The 19,119-nt window shown below is 70.2% G+C and carries 16 protein-coding genes; 8 read left to right on the top strand and 8 right to left on the bottom strand.

The features are described from left to right. The first annotated feature begins 52 nt into the window (after positions 1-52). A complete protein-coding gene (locus ACFYV1_RS18095; protein ID WP_389396478.1) occupies positions 53-523 on the top strand; it encodes a hypothetical protein in 471 nt (156 codons plus the stop codon). A gap of 172 nt (positions 524-695) precedes the next feature. Beyond that, the gene (locus ACFYV1_RS18100; RefSeq protein ID WP_389396479.1) at positions 696-1,385 is read left to right on the top strand and encodes a hypothetical protein; all 690 of its coding nucleotides are present in this window, start codon (positions 696-698) and stop codon (positions 1,383-1,385) included. A 243-nt stretch (positions 1,386-1,628) separates the two neighbouring features. Here ACFYV1_RS18100 and ppc read toward each other — a convergent pair whose 3' ends face one another. Next, positions 1,629-4,358 carry a phosphoenolpyruvate carboxylase gene (gene ppc / locus ACFYV1_RS18105; RefSeq protein ID WP_389396480.1) on the bottom strand — a complete coding sequence of 910 codons (2,730 nt, stop codon included), beginning with the start codon at positions 4,356-4,358 and terminating at the stop codon, positions 1,629-1,631. Between the two features lie 217 nt (positions 4,359-4,575). Here ppc and ACFYV1_RS18110 point away from each other — a divergent pair, with 217 nt between their 5' ends. The 3 genes from ACFYV1_RS18110 to ACFYV1_RS18120 all read left to right on the top strand — a co-directional run bounded on the left by ACFYV1_RS18110 (position 4,576) and on the right by ACFYV1_RS18120 (position 8,199). Then, the gene (locus ACFYV1_RS18110) at positions 4,576-5,607 is read left to right on the top strand and encodes an acyl-CoA desaturase (RefSeq protein WP_389396481.1); all 1,032 of its coding nucleotides are present in this window, start codon (positions 4,576-4,578) and stop codon (positions 5,605-5,607) included. Further along, positions 5,604-6,293 carry a TetR family transcriptional regulator gene (locus ACFYV1_RS18115; protein ID WP_389396482.1) on the top strand — a complete coding sequence of 230 codons (690 nt, stop codon included), beginning with the start codon at positions 5,604-5,606 and terminating at the stop codon, positions 6,291-6,293. The genes ACFYV1_RS18110 and ACFYV1_RS18115 overlap by 4 nt, the downstream gene beginning before the upstream one ends. Before the next feature lie 151 nt (positions 6,294-6,444). Continuing rightward, on the top strand, positions 6,445-8,199 hold the full coding sequence (locus ACFYV1_RS18120) for an FG-GAP repeat domain-containing protein (protein WP_389396483.1): 1,755 nt from the start codon (positions 6,445-6,447) through the stop codon (positions 8,197-8,199). 89 nt (positions 8,200-8,288) lie between these two features. On the opposite strand, the gene ACFYV1_RS18125 is transcribed toward ACFYV1_RS18120, so the two are convergent. Beyond that, positions 8,289-9,110 (bottom strand): trans-aconitate 2-methyltransferase, encoded by an 822-nt coding sequence (locus tag ACFYV1_RS18125; protein ID WP_389396484.1) that lies wholly within the window; start codon positions 9,108-9,110, stop codon positions 8,289-8,291. A 132-nt stretch (positions 9,111-9,242) separates the two neighbouring features. Here ACFYV1_RS18125 and ACFYV1_RS18130 point away from each other — a divergent pair, with 132 nt between their 5' ends. Beyond that, positions 9,243-9,740: a MarR family winged helix-turn-helix transcriptional regulator gene (locus ACFYV1_RS18130; protein WP_389396485.1), complete on the top strand. Its 498-nt coding sequence runs from the start codon at positions 9,243-9,245 to the stop codon at positions 9,738-9,740. Here ACFYV1_RS18130 and ACFYV1_RS18135 read toward each other — a convergent pair. The 4 genes from ACFYV1_RS18135 to galT form a co-directional block, all read right to left on the bottom strand. Continuing rightward, on the bottom strand, positions 9,699-10,508 hold the full coding sequence (locus ACFYV1_RS18135; protein WP_389396486.1) for a LuxR C-terminal-related transcriptional regulator: 810 nt from the start codon (positions 10,506-10,508) through the stop codon (positions 9,699-9,701). The two genes, ACFYV1_RS18130 and ACFYV1_RS18135, sit on opposite strands and share 42 nt — an antisense overlap. Before the next feature lie 388 nt (positions 10,509-10,896). Further along, on the bottom strand, positions 10,897-12,009 hold the full coding sequence (galK, locus tag ACFYV1_RS18140) for a galactokinase (RefSeq protein ID WP_389396487.1): 1,113 nt from the start codon (positions 12,007-12,009) through the stop codon (positions 10,897-10,899). Beyond that, entirely contained in the window at positions 12,006-12,974 is a 969-nt protein-coding gene (gene galE, locus ACFYV1_RS18145; protein WP_389396488.1) for a UDP-glucose 4-epimerase GalE, read from the bottom strand. Before galE ends, galK begins: the two co-directional genes overlap by 4 nt. Then, entirely contained in the window at positions 12,975-14,015 is a 1,041-nt protein-coding gene (gene galT, locus ACFYV1_RS18150) for a galactose-1-phosphate uridylyltransferase (RefSeq protein WP_389396489.1), read from the bottom strand. Positions 14,016-14,280: 265 nt separating this feature from the next. On the opposite strand from galT, the gene ACFYV1_RS18155 reads away from it, so the two are divergent. After that, on the top strand, positions 14,281-15,951 hold the full coding sequence (locus ACFYV1_RS18155; RefSeq protein WP_389396490.1) for a sodium:solute symporter family protein: 1,671 nt from the start codon (positions 14,281-14,283) through the stop codon (positions 15,949-15,951). A gap of 23 nt (positions 15,952-15,974) precedes the next feature. Continuing rightward, the gene (locus tag ACFYV1_RS18160) at positions 15,975-16,259 is read left to right on the top strand and encodes a hypothetical protein (protein WP_389396491.1); all 285 of its coding nucleotides are present in this window, start codon (positions 15,975-15,977) and stop codon (positions 16,257-16,259) included. Here ACFYV1_RS18160 and ACFYV1_RS18165 read toward each other — a convergent pair whose 3' ends face one another. Both ACFYV1_RS18165 and ACFYV1_RS18170 read right to left on the bottom strand, forming a co-directional pair. Beyond that, the gene (locus ACFYV1_RS18165; protein WP_389396492.1) at positions 16,260-16,952 is read right to left on the bottom strand and encodes a LuxR C-terminal-related transcriptional regulator; all 693 of its coding nucleotides are present in this window, start codon (positions 16,950-16,952) and stop codon (positions 16,260-16,262) included. Positions 16,953-17,257: 305 nt separating this feature from the next. Beyond that, a complete protein-coding gene (locus ACFYV1_RS18170; RefSeq protein WP_389396493.1) occupies positions 17,258-19,090 on the bottom strand; it encodes a PQQ-binding-like beta-propeller repeat protein in 1,833 nt (610 codons plus the stop codon). Between the last annotated feature and the right edge of the window lie 29 nt (positions 19,091-19,119).

Raw genomic sequence — 19,119 nt, forward strand, 5'->3', positions numbered from 1 at the left:
ACCAACCGGTGAGGTTGACCCGGCGTAGCCCTATGGCCAAGGATCACGGGCCATGAAGCGGAAGTCCTCCGGCCGGATACTGGTCCTCGCACGCAACACGGCGATGGCGCTCGTCGCCCTCGTGCTGCTGGCCGCCGGATTCTGGTCGTCATGGAGCACCGCGCAGCACATCCTGCTCTCCAAGGGCCGTGAGCACGGCACGCTCGCCGTCACGCGCTGCGGCGACGACACCTGCACCGGTACGTACACACCTGAGGCTCCGGCACCCGACCGCGCCGGGGTGACGATGGAGGAGTCCGTCGCGGTGAAGAAGGGCAGGACATTGGCCGTTGTCCTGAAGCCGGGCTCCACGGAGGCGGTGCGCACCGGTCCCGCCGGCGGTCTGTACGCGTGGCTGCCGCTGGGTGGGGCGCTGCTGCTGGCGGCTCCGGTGATCGGCGGCGGTCTGCGGCTGACCCGGATCGCCTGGGGCTCGGCGCTCGCGGGCGGGGCCCTGATGACGGCGTCGTTCCTGGTGCTGTGAGTGCCCAAGTCGCGCAGCGGAACCGCGTATTCACCCGATCGTTATTCGGACTATGGGGACGAGTGGTAACTCTTGGTGCGGATGCGGCACCTGTCAACTTGACCGGCGCACCTGTTCACCGGGACGCTGAGCCGCCCCCCACGGCCTTTCCCTCTCACCCATGGACTGCCCCATGCGCATGCTCACTTGCACTGGCGCCCTGTTGGCCGCCGGAGCGCTTTCGCTGACGGCCGCCCCGGCCGCGTTCGCCACCCCGCCCGGCGACAACGGCAACGTCAAGATCCACGACGTCGTGACGGGCGAGTACGACCACCGCAACAACCCCAAGGTCTGCACGTTCTACCTCGACAGCTTCCAGTTCGACGGAGCACAGAGCGTCGAGTGGGAGATCAAGGCCTGGGCGAACAACGACCTCGTCAAGGGCACTGTCGTCAAGTCCGGTTCGCTCACTCTCGACGGCTCCGGCCACGAGCGCACTGAGGAGATGACGCTCGCCGACGGCCAGTACAAGCTGTTCTGGACCTTCGACGGTCAGAAGAGCGAGGCCGCCAAGCACAAGGTCTTCAAGGTCGACTGCGCTGACGAGGAGACCTCGGGCGAGAACAAGCCCGGTGACGAGCCGGGCGAGAAGCCCGGTGGGAAGCCCGACACCGAGACGTCCGAGCCCCCGGCCGCCACGGACGAGTCACCGGCCGCCTCCGAGCCCGCGGAAGCCCCCGCTCCCTCGGCCGACGGAGCCTCCGGCGACCTGGCGGAGACGGGTGCCGGCGCGCCTGTCGGCGTTCTCGCGGCCACCGCCGCGGCGCTGGTCGCCGCCGGCGGTTACCTGCTGGCCCGGCGTCGTACGGCCCGGCGCCACTGACGCCGGTTCGTCACTGAGGCCGGTTCGTCACTGACAGCGGTTGACCACCGACACCGGCGCCACCGGTGTCGGTGATCGGCCCGACCCGCCGGACGACCAGGCCAGACCGAGCCCGACCAGACCGAGCCCGACCAGGCCAGGCCAGGCCGCAGCAGAGGTCGCACGAACGACAGTGCCCCCGTCCCCCGCTGACGTGCAGCGGAGGACGGGGGCACTTTCATGCCGCTCTCACCCAGGGGGTGTTCAGCCCGTGTTGCGCAGACCGGCCGCGACACCGTTGACGGTGAGCAGCAGGGCGCGGCCCAGCAGCGGGTCCGCCTCCTCGCCGCGCTCCGCCGCGTCGCGCTGCCGCTTGAGCAGCGCCACCTGGAGGTAGGAGATCGGGTCCAGGTAGGCGTCGCGGATGGCGAACGTCTGCTGGAGCACCGGGTTGGAGCCGAGGAGCTCGTCGTTGCCGGTCACCTTGAGCACCTCGCTGACGGTGAGGGCGTGCTCGGCCTCGATGGTCTCGAAGACGTGCTTCAGGTGTTCGGGCACCAGCGTGTCGACGTAGTGACGGGCGATCCGCAGGTCCGTCTTGGCCAGTGTCATCTCGACGTTGGCGAGGAAGTTGCGGAAGAAGTGCCACTGCTCGTGCATCTCGGTCAGGACCGTGTCGAGGCCTGCCTCGCGCAGCGCCTTGAGGCCGGAGCCGACGCCGTACCAGCCGGGCACGATCTGCCGCGACTGCGTCCAGCCGAACACCCACGGGATGGCCCGCAGCCCGTCGAGGCCGGCCCCCGAGTCGGGACGGCGGGAGGGCCGTGAGCCGAGGTGCAGGTCCGCGAGCTGGTCGACGGGGGTGGCGGCGAAGAAGTACGACGGCAGGTCCGGGTCCTCGACGAGCCGGCGGTACGCGTCGTGCGCGGCGTCGGAGACCGTGTCCATGGCCGCGTCCCAGCGCGAGAGCGCCTCGTCGGACTGGCGGGGCGCGGTGTGCAGGGCGGACGCCTGGAGCGTGGCGGCGACCGTCAGCTCGAGGTTCTCCCTGGCCAGGGACGGGATGAGGTACTTGTCGGAGATGACCTCGCCCTGCTCGGTCACCTTGATCTCGCCTTCGAGGGTGCCCCAGGGCTGGGCGAGGATCGCGTCGTGGGAGGGGCCGCCGCCACGGCCGACGGTGCCGCCGCGGCCGTGGAAGAGGCGCAGCCGTACGCCGTGACGGTGGGCGACGTCGCGGAGCCTGCGCTGGGCGCGGTGGATCTCCCACTGGCTGGTGGTGATGCCGCCGAACTTGGAGGAGTCGGAGTAGCCGAGCATGACCTCCTGGACGTCGCCGCGGAGCGAGACGAGACGGCGGTAGGAGGGGTCGGCGAGCATGCCCTCGAGGATGACGTCGGCGGCCTTGAGCTCGTCCGTGGTCTCCAGCAGCGGCACGATGCCGATCTTGGCCCAGCCTGCGTGCAGGTCGATCAGTCCGGCCTCGCGGGCGAGGACGGCGGCGGCGAAGACGTCGTCGGCGCCCTGGCACATCGAGATGATGTACGACTCGATGACCTCGGGCCCGAACCGTTCGAACGCTTCCTTCACGGTGTGGAAGACGCCGAGGGTCTTCTCGCCCGCGGCGTCGAGCGGTGCCGGGGTCGGGGCGAGCGGCCGCCGGGAGCGGAGCTCCTTGGCGAGCAGCTTCTGCCGGTATTCGCGCGGCATGTCCGCGTACCGCCAGGACTCCTCGCCGAGCCGGTCGAAGAGCTGCCCGAGGGCGTGGTGGTGGGCGTCGGCGTGCTCGCGTACGTCCATGGTGGCGAGCTGCAGGCCGAACGCGGACAGGGTTCGGATGACCCGGTCCATCCGGCCGTCGGCGAAGAGGCCGCCGCGGTGTGCGCGCAGCGAGGTCTGGATGAGGGTGAGGTCGGCGACGAGCTCGGCGGTGCCGAGGTAGTCGCGGCCTGCCTCGTGGGGGGTGCCCTTGGCGAGGCGTTCGCGGGTGTTGACGAGCTTCTGGCGGATGCAGGTGGCCTTGAGCCGGTAGGGCTCCTCGGCGTTGAGGCGCTTGTAGCGGGGGCTGATCTCGGGCAGCCGCTCCAGGTCGTTCTGGAGGGAGGCGAGGAGTTCCTCGGTGGCTCCTGCGTAGCGGATGGAGTTCGACAGCAGGCCGCGGAGGTAGTCGATGACCTCGATGGCGTCGGTGATGCCGTGCTCGTGCTGGAGGATCAGCACTTCCCAGGTGACGGCGGGGGTGACGTTCGGGTTGCCGTCGCGGTCGCCGCCGATCCAGGTGCCGAAGGTGAGCGGCCGGGTGCCGGGGGGCAGCTCGACGCCGACCCGCTCGAGCTCGGCGGCGAGGTCCTCCAGGACGTCGCCGACGGCGCCGGCGTGCAGCTCGTCGAGGTAGTAGATGGCGTTACGGGCCTCGTCCGCCGGCTCCGGGCGGACGACGCGCAGCTCGTCGGTCTGCCAGATCAGGTCGATGTGCTCGGCCAGCCGCAGGTCGTGGCGGCGCCGGTCGGCCGCGATGACGGGGCTTTCCAGGAGTTCCGCGATGCGGCGGAGCTTGTTGAGCACCGAGCGCCGGGCCGCCTCCGTCGGGTGGGCGGTGAACACGGGCCGTACGTTCAGGTTCTTCACGGTCTCGCGCAGGTGCTGCGGGTCCGCGTCCTTGAGCCGGTCCGCGGTGATGGCGAGGAGCCCGCCCTCCGCGGCGCGCTTCTCACGCATCTCGTGGCCTCGGTGCACCTGCTCGGTGACGTTGGCGAGGTGGAAGTAGGTGGAGAAGGCGCGGACCAGCTTGGCCGCGGTCTCCAGGTCGGTGTCGCCCAGCAGCTCGGCTGCCGCCTCACCGTCGGTACGTGTCAGGGCGCGGACCCTCTCGACCAGGTCGAAGAGTTCTCGGCCCTCCTGGCGGACGAGGGTCTCGCCCAGGAGATCGCCCAGTCGGCGGATGTCGGCACGCAGTTCTGCACTGGCGGTGGGTGTCTGGTCGGCACTGCTCACAGGTGCGGCTCCTTGCAGTGTTTGAGCACGTCTGGAGGGGTACTGGAGGCTTGCGGACCGCGCTGTCCGACGTCACCCAGGATAGGTGTCCATTCCTCCGGCGTTATCCACAGGTCCCTTGCCGCGCCGCCGGGCACTGCCATACTTACGTCGCCGTAGGTTACGGAACCGTAGCCAGGCGCCCGTCCCCGCTTCTCCCCACCCCCAGGGAACCCACATGACCACGAGTCCTGATCTGGACGACGTCCCCAAGACCTCCGAATCCGGCCTGCCCCCGGCGACATTGGGCGGTGACAGCAAGGGCTCGGTGGAGCAGATCACCTTGCTGCTGTTCATCGCGGTGCCGTTCCTGGCACTGCTCGCCGCGGTGCCGCTCGCCTGGGGCTGGGGGGTGAGCTGGCTGGATCTGGGGCTGATGGTGGCGATGTACTACATCGGCTGTCACGGCGTAACGATCGGATACCACCGCTACTTCACCCACGGTTCGTTCAAGGCGAAGCGACCGCTGCGCATCGCGCTGGCGGTCATGGGCTCCCTGGCCGTCGAGGGCCCGCTGGTGCGCTGGGTGGCCGACCACCGCAAGCACCACAAGTTCTCCGACGCGGAGGGCGACCCGCACTCGCCGTGGCGCTACGGCGAGACGGTTCCCGCGCTGATGAAGGGCCTGTGGTGGGCGCACATCGGTTGGATGTTCGACGAGGAGCGGACTCCGCAGCACAAGTACGCGCCGGATCTGATCAAGGACCCGGCGATCCGCCGGATCTCGCGGGACTTCATCTACTGGACGGTGCTGTCGCTGGCGATCCCGCCCCTGGTCGGCGGTCTGGTGACGATGTCGTGGTGGGGCGCGTTCACCGCCTTCTTCTGGGGTTCGCTGGTCCGTGTGGCGCTGCTGCACCACGTGACCTGGTCGATCAACTCGATCTGCCACGCGGTGGGCAAGCGCCCGTTCAAGTCGCGTGACCGCTCGGGGAACGTGTGGTGGCTGGCGGTGCTGTCGTGCGGCGAGTCGTGGCACAACCTGCACCACGCCGATCCGACGAGCGCCCGGCACGGTGTGCTGCGGGGCCAGGTCGACTCCAGCGCCCGGCTGATCCGCTGGTTCGAGATGGCCGGCTGGGCGTACGACGTGCGCTGGCCTCAGCGGTCCCGGATCGACGCCCGCCGCAACGGCTCCGGCTCCGACTCCGACTCCGACTCCGACTCCGATGAAACCCGCCGCGAGAGTGACGCCGCGAAGACGGCATGATTGACGTCGTGGCGAGTGACGGAAGTATCGGCAGTCCGGACAAGAGCAGGGCGTCCGGCGGCAGGCGTGCGCGCCGGGTCCGCATGACCGGCGCCGAGCGCCGCGAGCAGTTGTTGGACATCGGACGTGCCCTCTTCGCGGAGAAGGGCTTCGAGGGCACGTCCGTCGAGGAGATCGCGGCCAAGGCAGGGGTCTCCAAGCCGGTCGTGTACGAGCACTTCGGCGGCAAGGAAGGGCTCTACGCCGTCGTCGTGGACCGTGAGATGCGCCAGTTGCTCGACATGGTGACCGGGGCGCTGACCGCCGGGCACCCTCGGGAACTGCTGGAGCAGGCGGCCTTTGCGCTGCTGGACTACATCGAGGCGTACACGGACGGTTTCCGCATTCTGGTGCGCGACTCGCCCGTGGCCCAGTCGACGGGCACGTTCGCGTCCCTGATCAGTGACATCGCCACCCAGGTCGAGGACATCCTGGGGATGGAGTTCAAGAACCGGGGCTTCGACCCCAAGCTCGCCCCGCTGTACGCCCAGGCGCTGGTCGGCATGGTGGCCCTGACGGGTCAGTGGTGGCTCGAGTCCCGCCGTCCCAAGAAGGCGGAGGTCGCGGCCCATCTGGTGAATCTCGCCTGGCACGGGCTCGACCGCCTGGAGCCGAAGCCCCGCTTGATAGGGCACCGCAAGAGCTGACCCGTTGGGGCCGGGCCCTGTGCCCGGCCCCACAGGATTGGTGGCCGGATCCATACATCCTTTCGGCCCGATTGATCGTCTAAGGGGTACCAGGGGCGCAGGTGCGCCCCTGGAAAGACGTTCTACCGATCCTGGGGGGATCTTGACTTCAGTGAATCGCGGCCGTGCTGTGTCCACGCGCCGCAGCGCCGGCCGCCGCATCGCCGCCTGCACCTCGCTGGCGCTCGCGGCCGGCATGCTGCTCGCCGTTCCGGCGAGCGCCGACGAGGCCCCGGCCCACCGGAGTGTCGGCGAGCAGCCCCGTGAGCAGGCCGCGGCACCGAACCTGACGCTGCCCGACCTGCGCACCGACAAGAATCGTTCCGGCGTCTCCTCGGAGTCGGTCGAGGGCGCGCTCGCCGTGGCCCGTCCGCGCAGCGACCTCAACGACGACGGCGCCAGCGACATGCTGTACCGCACGGTCAACGGCGACTACCGCCTGGCGCTGACGGGCGGCGGCGGCAACCTGGACTACTCGTTCGAGTACTCGACCGAGTCCTTCGCCGACGTGTTCTCGATCGCCGGTCTCGACTCGACGGCCGCCGACCACGCCACGGTCTTCACCGTCTCCTCGCGCGGTGTGCTGACGGCCTACAAGGCCGACCCGTACTTCGCCGACGCCTACTGGTCCGGCGCCGGCTGGCAGATCTACAACAAGGTGTTCTCGCCCGGCGACCTGACCGGCGACGGTGTCGGCGACGTCCTGGCGCGCACCCCGGGCGGCGAGCTGTGGATCTACGCGGGTACGGCCGACAAGGCCACCCCGCTCGCTCCGCGCGTCAAGGTGGGCAACGGCTGGAACGGCTACGACCAGCTCGTCGGCGTCAACGACGTCAACGGCGACGCCATTGCCGACCTGTACGCCCGCACCCCGTCCGGCGACCTGTACTTCTACTCCGGCACCTCGGAGATCGGCCGGCCCTTCAAGGGCCGGGTGAAGGCCGGCTGGGGCTATGACATCTACAACACGATGTTCAGCACCGACGACATCGACGGCGACGGCCTCGGTGACGTCTTCGGCCGCACACTGACCGGCACGCTGTACTACTACATCTCCGACGGCACGGGCAACTTCAAGCCCCGCCAGGTGGATGCCACCGGCTGGAACGAGGCGTCGCAGTTCGCCGGTGCGGGCAACAACCCGGCGTGGGGCAAGAACGACGTCATGGGCGTCGACAAGTCGGGCGTCCTGTGGGCCTACTACGGGATGAACAACGGCCTGCTCAGTCAGCGTTACGAGGTCGGCAGCGGCTGGCAGGGCGCCAAGCTCACGCTTGCCTCGTCGCACGACAACGACGGGTACGCCGACCTCTTCGAGGTCTACAACGGCGGTCTCTACAACCTGTCGTACGGTTCCGAGGGCGGCTACCTGGGCTCGGGCTGGCAGATCTACAACACCCTGGTCGGCCCCGGTGACCTGTCGGGCGACGGCAAGGGCGACCTGCTGGCGCGTGACTCCTCCGGCGTCCTGTGGCTCTACCAGGGCAACGGCAACGGCTCCGCCGTGGCCCCCCGGATCAAGATCGGCGCCGGCTGGAACGGCTACAACGCCATCGTCGGCGCGGGCGACATCACGGGTGACGGCCGCGCCGACATCGTGGCCCGCACCCCCGCCGGCCAGCTGTACCTCTACAAGGGCCACGGCCAGGCGGGCTGGGTCTTCGAGTCCCGCCAGCTGATCGGCGGCGGCTGGCAGGGCTACAACAAGCTGGTGGCGCCCGGTGACATCACCGGTGACGGTCGCGCCGACCTGCTCGCGACCACCTCCGGTGGCACGCTGTACCGCTACGACGCCGACGGCAAGAGCCCGTTCAAGCCGCGCGTCTCGATCGGCAGCAGCTGGAACACGTACGCCTCCCTGCACTGATCTGCTGTGACACCGTGAAGCGCCCCCGCCCCGGCGGGGGCGCTTCGTACGTCCCGGAGCCAGGGCAGCGGCGGGAGCCGGGCCCGAGGTCAGCGCGGTTTGCGTGCGACGGCGAAGATCCGCCGAAACGGGAACACCGTGCCGTGCGGGCCGGGCGGGTACGCCTTGCGCAGCAGGTCCCGGTACTGGCCCAGGAAATCCGACCGCGTGTCCGGGTCGTCCGCGAGTTCGGTGAGCACGGGCCGCAGGGCGGTGCCCTTCACCCAGTCCAGGACCGGGTCCTCGCCGCCGAGGAGCTGGAAGTACGTGGTCTCCCAGGCGTCCGCCTCGCACCCCAGGTCGACGAGACGGCCGAGGTAGTCGGCCGTCTCCAGGATGTGGACGTAGCGCCGGCCGTGGTCGCCGAGGCGGGCGCGCCACTGCGGGGTGTCGCAGAGCTCGCCGAGGAGCGCGTGGCTGGGCGAGGTGAAGTTCCCGGGCACCTGGAAGGCGAAGGTGCCGCCGGGGGTGAGCCCGTCGATCCAGCGGGCGAACGACTCGGGGTGGTTCGGCACCCATTGCAGTGCGGCGTTGGAGACGATCAGGTCGTACGGCTCGTCCGGGGTCCAGTGCGCCGCGTCCGCGGGCCGGAAGTCCAGCCGGCCGCCGCCCGCCGTGGTGCCCGCGTGCTCCTTCTCCGCCTGGGCGAGCATCTCGGGCGACAGGTCGAATCCCGTGATGTGTGCGTCGGGCCAGTGGTCGGCGAGCAGTGCGGTGACGTTGCCGGGACCGCAGCCGAGGTCGGCGATCCTGGCCGGTCGGCTGCCCGACGGCAGCGTCGGTATTCGGGCGAGCATGTCCAGGAAGGGACGGGTGCGGTGCCCGGCGTGGCGCAGGTACTGCTCTGGGTCCCAAGTGGGCGCGGAGTGCATGGTCGAGTCCCCTTCGCAGGATGGCGTGGCCGAATCAGAACGGTGTTCCGGCCCGACCATGCCCAATAGTCCAGCGGACTATATCTTGACGTCAAGAGACTTCACATCGACAGACCATCTACACTGATCGACATGGAGGACGAGGTCGATCGACTGGTCGCAGCATGGCGCCGTGAGCGCCCGGACCTCGACGTGGAACCGCTCGAGGTGCTCAGCCGCGTCTCGAGGCTCGCCCGTCACCTCGACCGCGCCCGCCGCATCGCGTTCTCCGAGCACCAGCTCGAGCCGTGGGAGTTCGACGTGCTCACCTCACTGCGCCGCGCCGGGGCCCCGTATCAGCTCTCCCCCGGCCAGCTGCTCACCCAGACCCTGGTCACCTCCGGCACGATGACCAACCGCATCGACCGGCTCGCCAAGAAGAACCTGGTCGAGCGGCTCCCCGATCCCAGCGACCGGCGCGGGGTGCTGGTGCGTCTGACACCGGAGGGACGCGACCGCGCGGACCAGGCGCTGGCCGGGCTGCTCGCCCAGGAGCGTGCGATCCTCGCCGAGCTGTCACATGCGCAGCGCGCGGAACTGGCGGCGCTGCTACGCCAGTTGACCGCCCCGTTCGACAACATCCCCGGTTAGGGACCGCACGGCCCCGAGGTCGGAGCCCAGGTCCGCGGGGCCGACGCCGGCCCGGCGGGCCAGTGCCACCGCGGCGAGCGTGGAGTGGACGCCGAGCTTGCCCAGCACGTTCTGCATATGCGTACGAACCGTGTGCGGCGACAGGAAGAGGCGCTCGGCGACCGCCTTGCGCCCGAGCCCCGCGACCATGCAGCGCAGCACCTCCTGCTCGCGCGGCGTCAGCGACTCCACCAGCCGCTCGCTCTCCGTGCGGTGCTTGCGCGCCGTCGTCATCTCGCGCAGAACGCCCGTGAGCAGTGCGGGCGCGAGGTGGGTCTCGTCCCGCAGCACCCCGCGGATCACCACGAGCAGCCGCTGCAGCGAACAGTCCTTGGCGACCCAGCCCCAGGCGCCCGCCTGAAGGGCGAGGGCGGCCCGGCGGACGTCGTCCTTCTGCGCGAGCACGACCGAACGCACCGTGGGCTGGACCGAACGGACCCCGGAGACCAGGGAGATCCCGTCGGCGAACGCGTCCCCACCGTCGGGTACGCCACGGGCCGTCGGCACGGCACCGGCCGGGGACAGCGAGGAGGCGGCCCCCAGGTCGGCGTCGACCAGCATCACGTCGAATCTTCGGCCGTCCGCCGCGGCACGCTCCAGGCAGCGCAGCGCCGCGGGGCCGCTGCCGGCCGCGGCGACCTCGACGTCGGGCTCCGCCGCGAGGGCCGCGGCGAGCGACTCCGCGAAGATTCGGTGGTCGTCGACGACCAGGACCCGGATACGAACCACAGGACACCCCCAGTGTCGGAGGACGGACCAGGCACGGGTACGCCGCCCGGGGGTCGGAGGGTACAGCTCATCGCCCGGCCGCCGCCGTGCTGTGAGTGATACCCCGCCCCGAGCGCCGTACCCGGCTGTCGCCCCCTGATCGGCACCGGCCCCCACCGGTGCTGTGGTTCAGAGTACGGACGGGAGTCGGCTGCGGAAGGCGAATCGCGGAACTGATCGACGCGGGTGTTCAAGGTGCGACGGGTGTTCCGTACCGAGACGAAAACAGGACCGTGAACGCCCCGGCGACCCGTGCCCCGCGGCAAAACGCGGGACACGGGTCGCGGAGCGCGAGGCACAGGTCGCGGGTCGCGGGCGCGTCGCGGGAACCGGCCGGCCGGAACCGGTGTCAGGACAGGCGGCGCGCGCCCGCCGAGGGCAGCGCCGTGAAGACACGGGGCGGCTCCAGGGACGCCGCGTCGAACGCCGCCAGGACCGACTTGGTCACGGTGGACGCCTGGGCCGTCTCGGTCAGGACGATCGCCGATCCGCCGAAGCCCCCGCCGGTCATACGGGCTCCCAGCGCACCGGCCGACAGCGCGGCGTGCACGACCATGTCCAGCTCCCGGCAGGAGACACGGAAGTCGTCGCGCAGCGACGCGTGACCTTCGGTCAGCACGGGGCCGATCGCCCGGACCTCACCGGCCTCCAGGTGGGCGATCACCCGCTCCACCCGCCGGTTCTCCGTGACGATGTGACGGACGAGGCAGCGCACCTCGGGGTCGGCGATCCGGGCGAGGGCCTCGTCGAGCGAGTCGTACGGGACGTCCCGCAGTGCACCCACCCCCAGGGTCGCGGCCCCTGCCTCGCAGCCCGCGCGCCGCTTGCCGTACTCGCCGTCGCTGTGGGCGTGCTTGACGCGGGTGTCGACCACGAGGAGTTCGAGGCCGTGGGCGGCGAGGTCGAAGGGGATCTGCCGCTGGGAGAAGTCCCGGGTGTCCAGGTACAGGGCGTGGCCGTCGGTGCAGCAGGCGGATGCCGTCTGGTCCATGATCCCGGTCGGGGCACCGACGTAGACGTTCTCCGCGCGCTGGCACAGACGGGCCATGGAGCCGCGCTCCAGACCGAGTTCGTACAGGTCGTTCAGGGCGAGGGCGGTGACGACCTCGATCGCCGCGGACGAGGAGAGTCCGGCTCCGGTCGGCACGGTCGACTCGTAGTGGATGTCCGCGCCGCCGACCGCGTGACCGGCGTCGCGCAGCGCCCACACGACGCCCGCCGGGTAGTCGGTCCAGCCGCCGGGGCGGCCGGGGGCGAGGTCGTCCACGCGCAGTTCGACCGGCTCGCCCGGCATGTCCGCGGAGCTCAGCCGCAGTACGCCGTCGTCGCGGCGGGAAACGGTCGCGACCGTGGTGTGCGGCAGCGCGAAGGGCATGACGAAGCCGTCGTTGTAGTCCGTGTGCTCACCGATCAGGTTCACCCTGCCCGGCGCCGCCCACACACCCTCGTCCGTGAAGCTCATGACCCGTTCTCCCTCCCTCGGGCGAATGCCCAGGCGTCCGACACGATGCCGGCCAGGTCGGCACGGCTCGGCTTCCAGCCCAGGCGTTCCCGGGCCGTCGCCGCGGAGGCGACCAGCACGGCGGGGTCGCCGCCCCGGCGCTCCGCGACCACCTCGGGCACCGGGTGGCCGGTGACCTCGCGGACGGTCTCGATGACCTCGCGCACCGAGAAGCCGTTTCCGTTGCCGAGGTTGCAGATCAGGTGCTCGCCCGCGGCGGCCGCGTCGAGTGCGAGGAGGTGGGCCTCCGCGAGGTCGGCGACATGGATGTAGTCGCGGACGCAGGTGCCGTCCGGGGTCGGGTAGTCGTCGCCGTACACGGAGATCGACTCGCGCCGGCCGAGGGCGACCTGCAGAACCAGCGGAATGAGGTGCGACTCGGGGTCGTGGCGTTCGCCGCGGCTGCCGTAGGCCCCGGCGACGTTGAAGTACCGCAGGGAGACCGCCGCGAGCCCGTGGGCCGCCGCCTCGCCCGTGATCATGTGGTCGACGGCGAGCTTGGACGCGCCGTAGGGGCTGGTGGGCGCGGTCGGGTCGGACTCCGTGATCGGGGTGGAGACCGGCTCGCCGTAGGTGGCCGCGGTGGACGAGAACACCAGGGTGCGCACGCCGGCCGCGCGCATGGCGGCGAGCAGCGCCATGGTGCCGCCGACGTTGTTCTCCCAGTACTTCTCGGGCTTCACGACCGACTCACCGACCTGCGAGAAGGCCGCGAAGTGCAGCACGCCGTCGTACGAGGCGTCCAGCCACCGTGCGGCGTCCTGGATGCGGCCCTCGACGAACTCGGCGCCCGCCGGGACCCCTTCGCGGAATCCGGTGGAGAGATCGTCCAGCACGGTCACCCGGTGGCCGGCCTCCAGAAGGTGCTGGGCCACCACACTGCCGACGTATCCCGCACCACCGGTGACCAGGTACTTCTTGCTCACTTAGCTCGCTACCTCTCGCAGTCGCCGCGCCGCGGCCTCCGGCGGCACATCGTTGATGAACACGCTCATACCGGATTCGGAACCGGCGAGGAACTTCAGCTTGCCGGAGGTGCGGCGGATGGTGAAAAGCTCGAGATGGAGGCCGAAGGCGTCCCTGCCGTCACCGGTGAACGGTGCCTGGTGCCAGGCGGCGATGTAGGGCGTGGGAGGTTCGCCGGGCCCGAAGATCCGGTCGAAGCGCCTCAGGAGTTCCAGATAGATCTGTGGAAACTCTGTGCGCGCCGCGTCGTCGAGCGCTCGGAGGTCCGGCACCCGGCGCTTCGGGTGGAGGTGCACCTCGTACGGCCAGTGTGCCGCGTACGGGACGAAGGCGATCCAGTGCTCGCCCTCCAGTACCACCCGTACGCCCTCCTCGCGCTCGCGCGCGACGACGTCGTCGAAGAGGTTGCGGCCGGTCTCCGCGTGGTGGGCGGCGAGGGAGCGGAGCATCAGCTCGGTGCGCGGGGTCACGAACGGATAGGCGTAGATCTGCCCGTGCGGGTGGCCGAGCGTGACGCCGATCTCCGCACCGCGGTTCTCGAAGCAGAAGACCTGCTCGACCTGGGGCAGTTCGGCGAGTTCCGCCGTGCGGTCCGTCCACGCGTCGAGGACCAAGCCGGCCTGCTCCTGCGTGAGGTCGGCGAAGGACGCGTCGTGGTCGGAGGTGAAGCAGACGACCTCGCAGCGTCCGGCGTCGCCGGCGAGTGAGGGGAAGCGGTTCTCGAAGACGGCGACCTCGTACTCGGCGGCCGGGACCTCGGTGAGGCGGCCGTCGCGCGAGGGGCAGAGGGGGCATTCGTCGGCCGGCGGGTGGTAGGTGCGGCCCTGGCGGTGCGAGGCGACGGCGACCGAGTCCCCGAGCAGCACGTCGCGGCGGATCTCCGCGGTGGTGGAGACGGCGTCGAGAGGCCGCTGATCGACCGCGTCACGCACGGCGTCGTCACGCGAGTCGTAGTAGATCAGCTCCCGGCCGTCGGCGAGCCGGGTCGGCGTCTTCTTCACCTGGGCACTCCTTCAGCGCTTCACCCAACACAAGCGAACACAACAAACCACGAACAAACATAGACCGTCAATGGCCTGCGCTCCCCCTTCCGGCATCGGGGTCAAGATCCCAGCCCCTCGAACCTTGGGGCACCCAGCGATCCCGGGCCGAGCTTCGCTCAAGTTGCATCACAATCAATCAAAGAACTCAACACATGTGTTCAGTTTCTGAACGTCTCGGCGTAGGTTCCGGTCTGGTTCAGTTCGCGCGACGAAGCGAGTACTCATGCAATACCTGGCCGAAGGGCTCCGGCTCCCCACGAACGGGCTCGATTACGCGATCCTGGCGATCTACTTCGCCGTCGTCCTGGGCATCGGCTTCGCCGCCCGGGCCAGCGTGAGAACCAGCCTCGACTTCTTCCTGTCCGGTCGCTCCCTGCCCGCCTGGGTGACCGGCCTCGCGTTCGTCGCCGCCAACCTCGGCGCGACCGAGATACTCGGCATGGCGGCCACCGGCGCGCAGTACGGCGTCGCGGTCGTCCACTGGTACTGGATCGGCGCCATCCCCGCCATGGTCTTCCTCGGCCTGGTGATGATGCCGTTCTACTACGGCTCCAAGGTCCGCTCGGTCCCCGAGTTCCTGCTCCAGCGGTTCGACAGGTCGGCGCATCTGCTGAGCTCCGTACTCTTCGCGTTCGCCGCCGTCCTGATCGCCGGCGTCAACCTCTACGCCCTGTCGATCGTGGTCGAGGCACTGCTCGGCTGGCCGCAGTGGGTGTCCATCGTCGTCGCCGGGTTCTTCGTCCTGGCGTACATCACCATCGGCGGACTGTCCTCCGCGATCTACAACGAGGTCCTGCAGTTCTTCGTCATCCTCGCCGCGCTCATCCCACTGACCATCCTCGGCCTCAAGCGCGTCGGCGGCTGGGACGGACTGACCGGCTCCCTGGAGCAGAGCCACGGCGAGAACTTCCTGAGCGCCTGGGGCGGCACCGGCATCGGCGACCCCAACCCGCTGGGCGCCAACTGGCTGACCATCATCCTCGGCCTCGGCTTCGTCCTCTCCTTCGGCTACTGGACGACCAACTTCGCCGAGGTGCAGCGCGCCCTGTCCGCCAAGAACCTCTCGGCCGCCAAGCGCACCCCGCTGATCGCCGCGTTCCCGAAGATGTTCATCGTCTTCCTGGTGATGATCCCGGGACTGGTCGCCGCCGTTCTCGTACCCAGGATCGGCACGGCCGGCTCCGACCTCACCTACAACGACGCCATCCCGCTGCTGATGCAGGAGCTGCTGCCCAACGGCGTGCTCGGCATCGCGGTGACCGGTCTGCTCGCCGCCTTCATGGCGGGCATGGCGGCCAACGTCTCGTCCTTCAACACCGTGTTCACGTACGACATCTGGGCCCGGTACGTGCAGAAGGGCCGCGAGGACCGGTACTACCTGCGCTTCGGCCGGCTGATCACCGCGATCGGCGTGCTCTGCTCCATCGGCACCGCGTTCCTCGCCTCCAGCTTCTCCAACATCATGGGCTACCTGCAGACCCTCTTCTCCTTCTTCAACGTGCCGATGTTCGTCGTCTTCATCATCGGCATGTTCTGGAAGCGGGCCTCCATGAAGTCCGGCGTCTGGGGCCTGCTCGCGGGCACGACGGCAGCGATGGTGAACTACTTCGTGATCTACAAGCAGGGCGTCATCGACATCCCGAGCGAGCAGGGCGCCAACTTCGTCTCCGCGATCGTCGGCTTCTTCGCCGGCGCGCTGGTGATGGTCCTGGTCACCCTGTTCACCGCCCCGAAGCCCGAGGCAGAGCTCGCCGGACTCGTGTACGGCACGAAGTCCCCGGGCATGGAGGAGGCACCCTCCGAGGGCGACGACGCCTGGTATCGCAGGCCCGCGCTGCTGGGCTGGGGCGCGATCGTCCTCGCCGCCGCCTGCTACGTCCCGTACTCCTTCTGACCCGATCGGAGGCCCAGAGAACCATGTCCGAACTGCATCGCGAAGTCTCCGAGCTGGAGCGCAAGTCCGCCACCGCCGCACGCCTCTTCGACATCAGGCGCATCATCGGCGGCCTGTTCACCCTCTACGGCGTCATCGTCACGGCCGCGGGCGTGTTCGCGTCGGACGCCGATTTGAAGAAGGCGGAAGGCGTCAACATCAACCTGTGGACCGGGCTCGGCATGCTGGCCCTGGGGCTGTTCTTCCTCGTCTGGCTGAAGCTGCGGCCCACGACGCCGCCCCCGCCCCCCGCGCAGTCCGCGGAGTAGTCACTGGAGGCCGGGCGGCGGCGTCCCGTACGCCGCCGCCCGGTCCAGCAGGCCGGTCCGCGCGGCCAGCGCCGCCGCCTCCAGCCGGGACCCCACGTCCAGCTTCATCAGCACCCGCTGCACATGCGTACGGGCGGTGCTCGGCGCTATCCCCATGCCCACGGCGATCAGCCGGGTGTCCTCGCCCTCGGCGACCCGCACCAGCACCTCGACCTCGCGTGGCGTGAGCAGCCGCAGCAGCCGCTGTCCCTCGTCGTCGGGCTGCGCGGCCGGATTGAGCAGCTCCGCGAAGGCGCCCTGCAGCAGCTGCGCCCCCACCACCGCCTCCCCCGCCCGCGCCTTCACCAGCGCCCGCTCGACACCCTCGATGCGCTCGTCGTGGCGCACATAGCCGGACGCGCCCGCGGCGAACGCCGCGGCTATCCCACGGGGGCTGGGCACCGGACCGAGCACCACCACCGCGACCTGCGGCCGTTCACGCTTGATGCGTACGACCGGGTCGAAGGCGCCCGGCTGCGCGGGGGAGGCCGTACCCATCAGGCACACCTCGGGCGACCTGGCTATCACCAGCTCCGCGGCTCCGGCAGCGGGCGCCGCCGCCGCGAGCACACGGTGCCCGCGCAGCTTCAGCGCGGAGGCGAGCGCCTCCGCGAGCAGCCTGTGGTCGTCGAGCACCATGAGCCGAACGCCCATCGAACACCCCCGTCCCGCCGGAGTCGGCCGCCTGGCCCCCTCCCCACTACCGCGTCAGTCCCGGCAAGCTACACGCTTGTTCGACATCCCGCGCCCCTAACCGGGCAGAAGCCCCCCGGAATGCCGAAATCCTCATCAACCAGGGCCACTTGCGCGGTACGCCGGCGCCGGCCCCGGTCTCCGGCCCTGTGCCTGCGGGCAGGACCACGCGCGCGGTACGCCGGTGCCGGGGACGACCGCGGCCCGGTCCGTCGCGCTGGGCGACGGACCGGGCCGCGGTACTGCGGTGCCGTACGGCGGGCGGGTCAGCCGGCCGTGGCGAAGGAGATGGCCAGGAAACTCGGCCCGGACTGCGCGTCGCCCTCACGGGGCTCGCTCAGGGTGTCGTCCGCGATGAACAGCCGCCCGCCCACGAAGTGGTACTCGGAGCCGGTCTCGACGAAGCTCGTCTCGGCGTCCCGAACCGTCTTGTCCGACGGGTTCTCCATCAGGACGGTCTCCTTGAGGGTGTCGCCGTTGATGCTGACGACCTGGCCGCCCTTGTCGTACGGGGGCCACTTGTAGGCGATGACATTGCCGCCGTCCATGCGCAGCGGCAGCGAGTGGTAGCCGTCGCCGGCGTCCGCGCGGCCGCTGACGGCCTTTCCGGTCGCGAGGTCGAAGGCGATGATCTCGTTGGTGCGCGAGTACGACTCGCCGGTTCCCTCGTGCTCCGCGGTCGGCAGGTAGAGCCGGTCGTTGCCGACGACGACGAACTGGCAGCCCTCGACGCCGTCACTGGCGGAGCACCTGGCCAGGTAGTTGTCGCCCGGCGCGGAGATCTTGGCCCGCAGCTTCCCGGTCTTGGCGTCGATCGAGAAGAAGTCGGAGATGCCGTAGGTTCCGGTGTCACCGACGTCGGCCGCGACGACCAGCGGGTCGGAGGAGACGACACGCGCGTCCTCGACACCGGCGGGCATCTTGTACGAGGAGAGCGGCGTGCCGTTCTCCGGGTTGAGCGGCTGGATGGTCACCTGCGGGTCGTCGTACGAACCGCACTGGCGGACCGCGATGAGCGCGGCGCCGCCGCCGTAGCCGATGTCCGTGCACTCCTCGGCGTCGACCGTGGGCTTCCAGCGGACGGCACCGGTGGCCAGGTCGAAGGCCGCACTGCCGCCGAGGTACCCCGCGGCGACCGTGTTGCCGCTGATCGTGACCTGGTCGAAGCGGGCCTTCTCGTCACCGCTCGAGCCGCCCGTGACGGACTTGCTCCACAGCAGCTTGCCGGTGTTCAGGTCGATGACGCCGACCTCGGTGCACGGCGGGTAGCCCTTGTCGCCCTTGGTCCGCTTGGTGGCCTCGAAGACGACGGCGGTCTTGTTGTCCGCGGTCATGTGACGCGAGGCGGCGCACACCTGGCCGGGCATCGGCAGTGTCCACACCTGGGAACCCTTGGCGATGTCGAACGCCACGACCGTGTTCACACCGGTCTTGACGTACGTCTTGTCCGTGACCCAGGAACCGGGAACACCGGTCACGTCGAAGCGCGCGGGCACCGGCAGCTGGAAGGCGACCTTGGAAGCGGTGTCGGCCGGGACCTTCTCCTTGCCGGGACCGTCGGCGGCGGACTCCTCGCCCTTGCCCTCCGTGCCTCCGTCCTTGCCGTCGGAGCCGCCCGTGGCCTGCTCCTCCTTGCCGCCGTCGCTCTTGGCGGACGAGTACCAGAAGCCACCACCGATGATCAGCACGATGGCGACGAAGGCCGCGACGACGATCTGCAGCTGCGTCTTGTTCAGCAGACCGCCACCGCCACCGCCGCCCGGGCCGCCCGCGGGCTGCACCTGCATGGGCTGGGTCGGCGCGCTGTAGGCCGGCTGGACCGGCGCGCCCTGCTGCGGGTAGCCGTAGGGCTGCTGACCCTGCGGCGGTGCCTGCGGGTAGCCGTAGCCCGGCTCCGTGGGCGGCGGGGTCTGCGGCGGCGCCTGGGGCGGCGTCTGCGGATAGCCGTAGTTGGGGTCCTGCGGGGGCGGGGCCGGGGTGCCGAAGCCGCCGCCCTGCGGCTGGGGCTGGGACTCCTTGGAGAGCCCGAACCCACCGCCCGGGGGCGGACCGGGCGGCTGGTTCGGGGGCTGGCTGGGCGGTGGCGGCGGCTGCGTCATGGCTTGCTTACCTCTGGGAAGCGGAAGGT

This window comes from Streptomyces sp. NPDC003023 (assembly GCF_042888225.1).
Classification (GTDB): domain Bacteria; phylum Actinomycetota; class Actinomycetes; order Streptomycetales; family Streptomycetaceae; genus Streptomyces.